The sequence below is a fragment of the Syntrophomonas sp. UBA5494 genome (assembly GCF_002426325.1).
The window spans coordinates 13142-18321 of record NZ_DIPG01000067.1 but is presented as its reverse complement, the minus strand read 5'-3'; the positions used below and the strand labels follow the sequence as shown (position 1 = coordinate 18321).

General features: G+C 50.2%; 4 protein-coding genes. All 4 read right to left on the bottom strand.

Annotated elements, in window-relative coordinates:
- Positions 1-852, bottom strand: an 852-nt coding sequence (locus tag B3W37_RS07785) for an ABC transporter substrate-binding protein (protein ID WP_483175279.1), incomplete at its 3' end; no start/stop codon positions are given.
- A complete protein-coding gene (locus tag B3W37_RS07780) occupies positions 830-1297 on the bottom strand; it encodes a C-GCAxxG-C-C family (seleno)protein (RefSeq protein ID WP_483169730.1) in 468 nt (155 codons plus the stop codon). The genes B3W37_RS07785 and B3W37_RS07780, both read right to left, overlap by 23 nt.
- 322 nt (positions 1298-1619) lie before the next feature.
- Entirely contained in the window at positions 1620-3446 is a 1827-nt protein-coding gene (glmS, locus tag B3W37_RS07775; RefSeq protein ID WP_483175278.1) for a glutamine--fructose-6-phosphate transaminase (isomerizing), read from the bottom strand.
- A gap of 248 nt (positions 3447-3694) precedes the next feature.
- On the bottom strand, positions 3695-5050 hold the full coding sequence (gene glmM / locus B3W37_RS07770) for a phosphoglucosamine mutase (RefSeq protein ID WP_483169732.1): 1356 nt from the start codon (positions 5048-5050) through the stop codon (positions 3695-3697).
- Positions 5051-5180: the final 130 nt, after the last annotated feature.

Below are 5180 nucleotides of genomic sequence, written 5' to 3'. Positions count from 1 at the left end.
AAGCTTGGCGTTTAATTCGACATCCCCGCCGACATATTTGTTGTCCAAAGATATCTGAGCCGCTTCCTGGGGATTGCTTTGCACCCATTCCGCAGCTTTGAGCAAAGCCCTGGTAATCGCCGCCGCCTTCTCAGGATCTTTTGATACAAGATCCCCATTAACGCCCACAAAGCAGCAATAGTTATCCTTGAACGGATCATCCGCACCGATATCGAGCAGATAGATGTGGTTGTTATGGTCATGGGCCTGGGTGGGGAAGGGGTCCCAGGTCATATACGCCTGTATTTCATTTTTCTTAATGGCTTCGTCAAGCTGGGGGCCGGGATATGCTTTCCATTCCACTTCGGTGGTGGGGTTGATGCCGTTTTCTCTCAATTTCGTGGACAATGCGATCATCGGACCTCCGCCAATGGCGTCAACACCTATGGTCTTGCCTTTCAAGTCTGTAATATTTTTAATACCCGAATCCGCCGGTGTAACAGCTTTGATACAACCGGTATGTATCCCGGCGGTAAGTTTGATGTTGAGCCCCTGCTCTATGGGCTTGAACCAGGCAAAATTAGCCTGGGCAGCGTCAATGTTCCCGGCCGTCAGGCCCAGTTTAAGCTGTTCAAATCCGGCCTGAACCAGTTCAACCTCCAAGCCTTCTTCCTCAAAAAATCCTTTATGGTATGCCACAAATGTCGGAGCCTCGCAGGTTCCTCCCGCATAAGCGATAACCGCTTTTTTCTTTACAGCCGTATCCTGCGCAGGTGCCGGCGTTTCACTCTTACTGCAGCCGGCCAACAACCCTGATAAAAGACCTATCGCCAGAATGAGTCCCAGTATTTTAGCCAACTTTTTGCGCTTCATCCGCTGCCGCCTCCTCAGTGCTTTTTTTCAAAATATCTACCAGTATCTCTACCGCGCCACCGACATATTGTTCACAATGCTGATGGTGTTCGGGTTCCCCCCATATGACTGTTTTGGTCAGTCTGCGGCAGCACGTGGCCTTGTACTTTTGCTTGAAACGGTTATGCAGTTCCTGGGTCAAAGCAAAAACTTCATCTACATCGTTTTCCGGGTTTGTTCTGCCTTTAACGGCACTTAGGACCAGAACCGCACCTGTTAAAGAGCCGCAGCAGCATTTAGAAGCGCCCAGACCCGCGCCAAAACCAGTTGCCATTTTAAGAGCAGCATCGCTCAGCCCTAGATCCAGATCTTCATTAAACACTTTGAGAATTGCCTCCGAACAATACAAGCCATTTTTGAACAAATCAACTGCTTGTGTGGCCAATTCCTCCTTTTGCAATGGCATTTTATTCCCTCCCTTAGCCAATACATAGTAATTCAATATGTATTATAAGATATTCCATTTGACCCAGTATACGAACTATATCGAATATTGTCAATATCTTTTTATTTATCCTATCTGTTTAGTTTGATTTCAGGCATACCTGGTATCCTCCATGTTAGAAAGCAAGATAATAGAAAAGAACAACCATGGGCTGGTTGCTCCTGAATAAGGCCGTTATCCGTTCGTTTGACTCAGGCAATTAATAATCTAATTCGAACAAAAGCCGGAACAGTTAGTTAATTCACTGTTCCGGCTTCAGACTGTCAAGGTGGTAAATTGCAGCCTATTCCACGGTTACGCTCTTGGCCAGATTCCTGGGTTTGTCAACATCCAGACCCCGCATCACGGCCATGTAATAGGCGAAGATCTGCAGGGGCATGACCCCGATTATTGGCGCCAGGATGGGATTTATATCCGGAAGCAGGATCTGTTCGTCACACTCCTGGCAGGCCTCCTGCAGGTTGTTTTTACAGATCGCCACCACTACGGCCCCCCTGGCTTTGACCTCTTTAATATTGGACATGGTCTTTTCCACCAGGCCATCCTGTGTAATCAGGGCCAAAACCGGCACCCCGTTGTCGATTAAGGCCAGGGGCCCGTGTTTGAGTTCACCGGCGGCATAGGCTTCGGCATGGATGTATGAAATCTCTTTCAACTTTAAGGCGCCTTCCATGGCCACCGCATAATCAAAGCTGCGCCCCAGGAAAAAAGTGCTCTGCACGTGAGCGTATTTATGGGCCAGCGCTTTGATCTCGCCCTCCTCGGAAAGAACCTGTTCAGCCAGGGTATCGGTATAGAGCAGGTCACTGTACAGGTGCTGCAATTCCTGTTTGTTCATGGTACCGCGCACGTCAGCCAGATAAAGGGCCAGCAGATACATCACGATAAGCTGCGTTGTATATGCCTTGGTAGAGGCTACCGCTATCTCCGGTCCGGCATGGGTATATATGACCTGATCGGCTTCACGGGCTATAGCGCTCCCCACCACATTGGTGACCGCCAATACCTTGATGCCCTGTCTTTTGGCTTCCTGCAGGGCTGCTTTAGTATCGGCGGTTTCCCCTGATTGGCTGATGACTATCATCAAATCATCAGGGTTCCACAGGATTTCACGATAACGAAATTCCGATGCAATATCAGTCTCCACCGGCACCCGGGCCAGCTTCTCAATGGCCACCCGGCCCACCAAACCGGCGTGATAGGCGGTGCCGCAAGCGACAATAAATATTTTCCTTATCTTTTGAAATACATCATCCATACCCAGATGGGAAAAATCGACTCGTCCGTTAACTGCCGTTCCCCTGAGCGTAGCCCGGATGGCTTCAGGCTGCTCATGGATTTCCTTGAGCATGAAATGCTCATACCCGCCCTTCTCCGCGGATATGGGGTCCCAGGTCACGGTAAATACCGATTTATCCACCGGGTCACCGATTAAATCGGTAATAACCACCTCATCCGCCTTGACCACCGCAAATTCGTTGTCATCCAGAATATAGACCCGGGTAGTGCGTCCCAGTATGGCCGGGATATCGGAAGCCACATAATTCTCGCCTTCCCCCAGCCCAATTATCAAAGGACTGTCTTTTTTGGCGACGATAATCTTGTCGGGTTCATCCTGGTGGATTGCCGCCAGCGCAAAGGAGCCATGCACCACCGCCAGGGTCTGGCGCACCGCCGCTTCCAGGGAGTGATGGTAATACTTCTCCACCAGGTGGGCTATCACCTCGGTGTCAGTTTCCGACACAAAATCATGGCCTTCCAGTATCAATTGTTTGCGCAGTGAGGCATAGTTCTCAATGATGCCATTATGCACCACCGCGATGCGCCCCGAACAGTCGCTATGGGGATGAGCGTTGCGGTCACTGGGAACCCCGTGGGTGGCCCAGCGGGTATGTCCAATACCCAGCGTACTGCCGGGAAAATCCTGCAGATTGTCAATCAGTTCCGCCAGCCGGCCTTTGCGTTTCATGGTATCCAGGCTGGCGGTCATTCCGGGCCGGTATACAGCAATACCGGCCGAATCGTAGCCGCGGTATTCCAATCGGCTCAATCCGTCTATAATTACCGGCACAGCATCAGAGCGGCCGATATAACCCATAATTCCGCACATGTTTTTTTATTTAACCTCCATAGGGTTTTTTCGTTTATATTGCACCATAATACAGGCCGGAAATATCCATTCCCGACTCTTGATAAACAATATTGGCATCCACTAAAAGCCTCTTTGTGGCAGGCATTACTGCCGGCTTTTGCAGGCTTTTTAACGATGGTGGCCACCGGGGGGCATCCGCCGAAACACTCGATAAACCCCCTCCTCGTCAACCCCAGATGAAAACTCGGGTTCAGGCGCTTTAATGATTATTGACCGGCTACCGCCTCGACAGCCTTTTTGATATCATCAATCACATCCTTTAAAAGATATTGGTCAGAACCCTGGGCCATGATTCTTACCAGTGGCTCAGTTCCCGAGGGCCTCACCACCAGTTTTCCCCATTCTCCAAGTCTCCGTTCCGCTTCATTGAGCGCGGTTTGAACAACCTCATGCGACAAAACCGCTTCTTTGTTCTCGATGCGGACATTAACCAGCAGTTGCGGGTATTTTTCCATCTCACGGCCTAGCTCCGAAAGAGTCAATCCGGTTCTTTTCATCACCTCCACCAGCTTGATAGATGTCAGCAAACCGTCTCCGGTTGTGGCATGACTTTTAAAAATAATGTGTCCGGACTGCTCGCCGCCCAGGAGAGCGCCGGTCTCCACCATTTTTTCTAAAACATAACGGTCCCCTACCTTGCAGCTATCCACCCTGACATTTTCACGGCGCAGGGCGATCTCAAAACCGATATTGCTCATCACTGTCGCTACTACTGCAGGGGGATTGAGCAGATTTTGGCGATGCATATCCAGGGCGCAGATGAGCATGATATAATCGCCGTCCAGCTCATGGCCGTTTTCATCAATGGCGATGCAGCGGTCGGCATCACCGTCATAAGCGATCCCCAGATCAGCATGATAATGCTGCACCGCTCTTTTTATCAACCCGGTGTGGGTTGAGCCGCAGCGTTCATTGATATTGATGCCGTTGGGCTTGTCACCAATGCTTATGACCCGGGCGCCCAGGCGCTGCCACAGAGCGGGAGCCACGTGATAGGCTGCTCCATTGGCACAGTCCAATATCACTGTCATCCCTTGCAAATTCATTTTTTGACCACAGCACGATAAAAGATATTCCAAATAACTCTCCGTGGCTGCTTCAACGGTGTAAACCCGGCCAACATCAGGTCCCTGCGGACGGCTCAGTCCATCCGTTCCCTGCCGGACCAATTCCTCAATTCTTTCTTCAATTTCATCGGGAAGTTTATATCCAGCCGGGCCAAAGAATTTGATGCCGTTGTCCTCTACCGGATTATGCGAGGCAGATATAACGATGCCGCAGTTAGCCTGGTATTTTTCTGTCAGATAGGCTACTGCCGGAGTAGGGACGATTCCTGCTGTCAACACATCTGCGCCGGTAGAACATATCCCAGCCACCAGGGCTGACTCCAGCATGTCTCCGGATATGCGGGTATCTTTGCCCACCAGTATGCGCGGTCTCCCGGCAGGGTTTTGCTGGGCTAATATATAACTTCCTGCCCGGCCTAATTTGAAGGCCAATTCAGCAGTTAAATCCAGGTTGGCAATACCTCTGACTCCATCTGTGCCAAATAAACTCCCCACAGTAAGATCCTCCTGCAATTAATAACTTTACGATTGTTCGAAGATAATTCAATTCTGCTTTTTTGTCAATACGCTGTTATCCGGTAAGGTCTTGCAATCCCCGGGCCGGACATAAAGATTCATGCTCTAA

What these genes read in the sequence shown, in the direction of transcription:
- B3W37_RS07780 (WP_483169730.1), bottom strand. Translation starts at nt 1,297, where the DNA reads ATGCCATTGCAAAAGGAGGAATTGGCCACACAAGCAGTTGATTTGTTC.
- glmS (WP_483175278.1), bottom strand. Translation starts at nt 3,446, where the DNA reads ATGTGCGGAATTATGGGTTATATCGGCCGCTCTGATGCTGTGCCGGTA.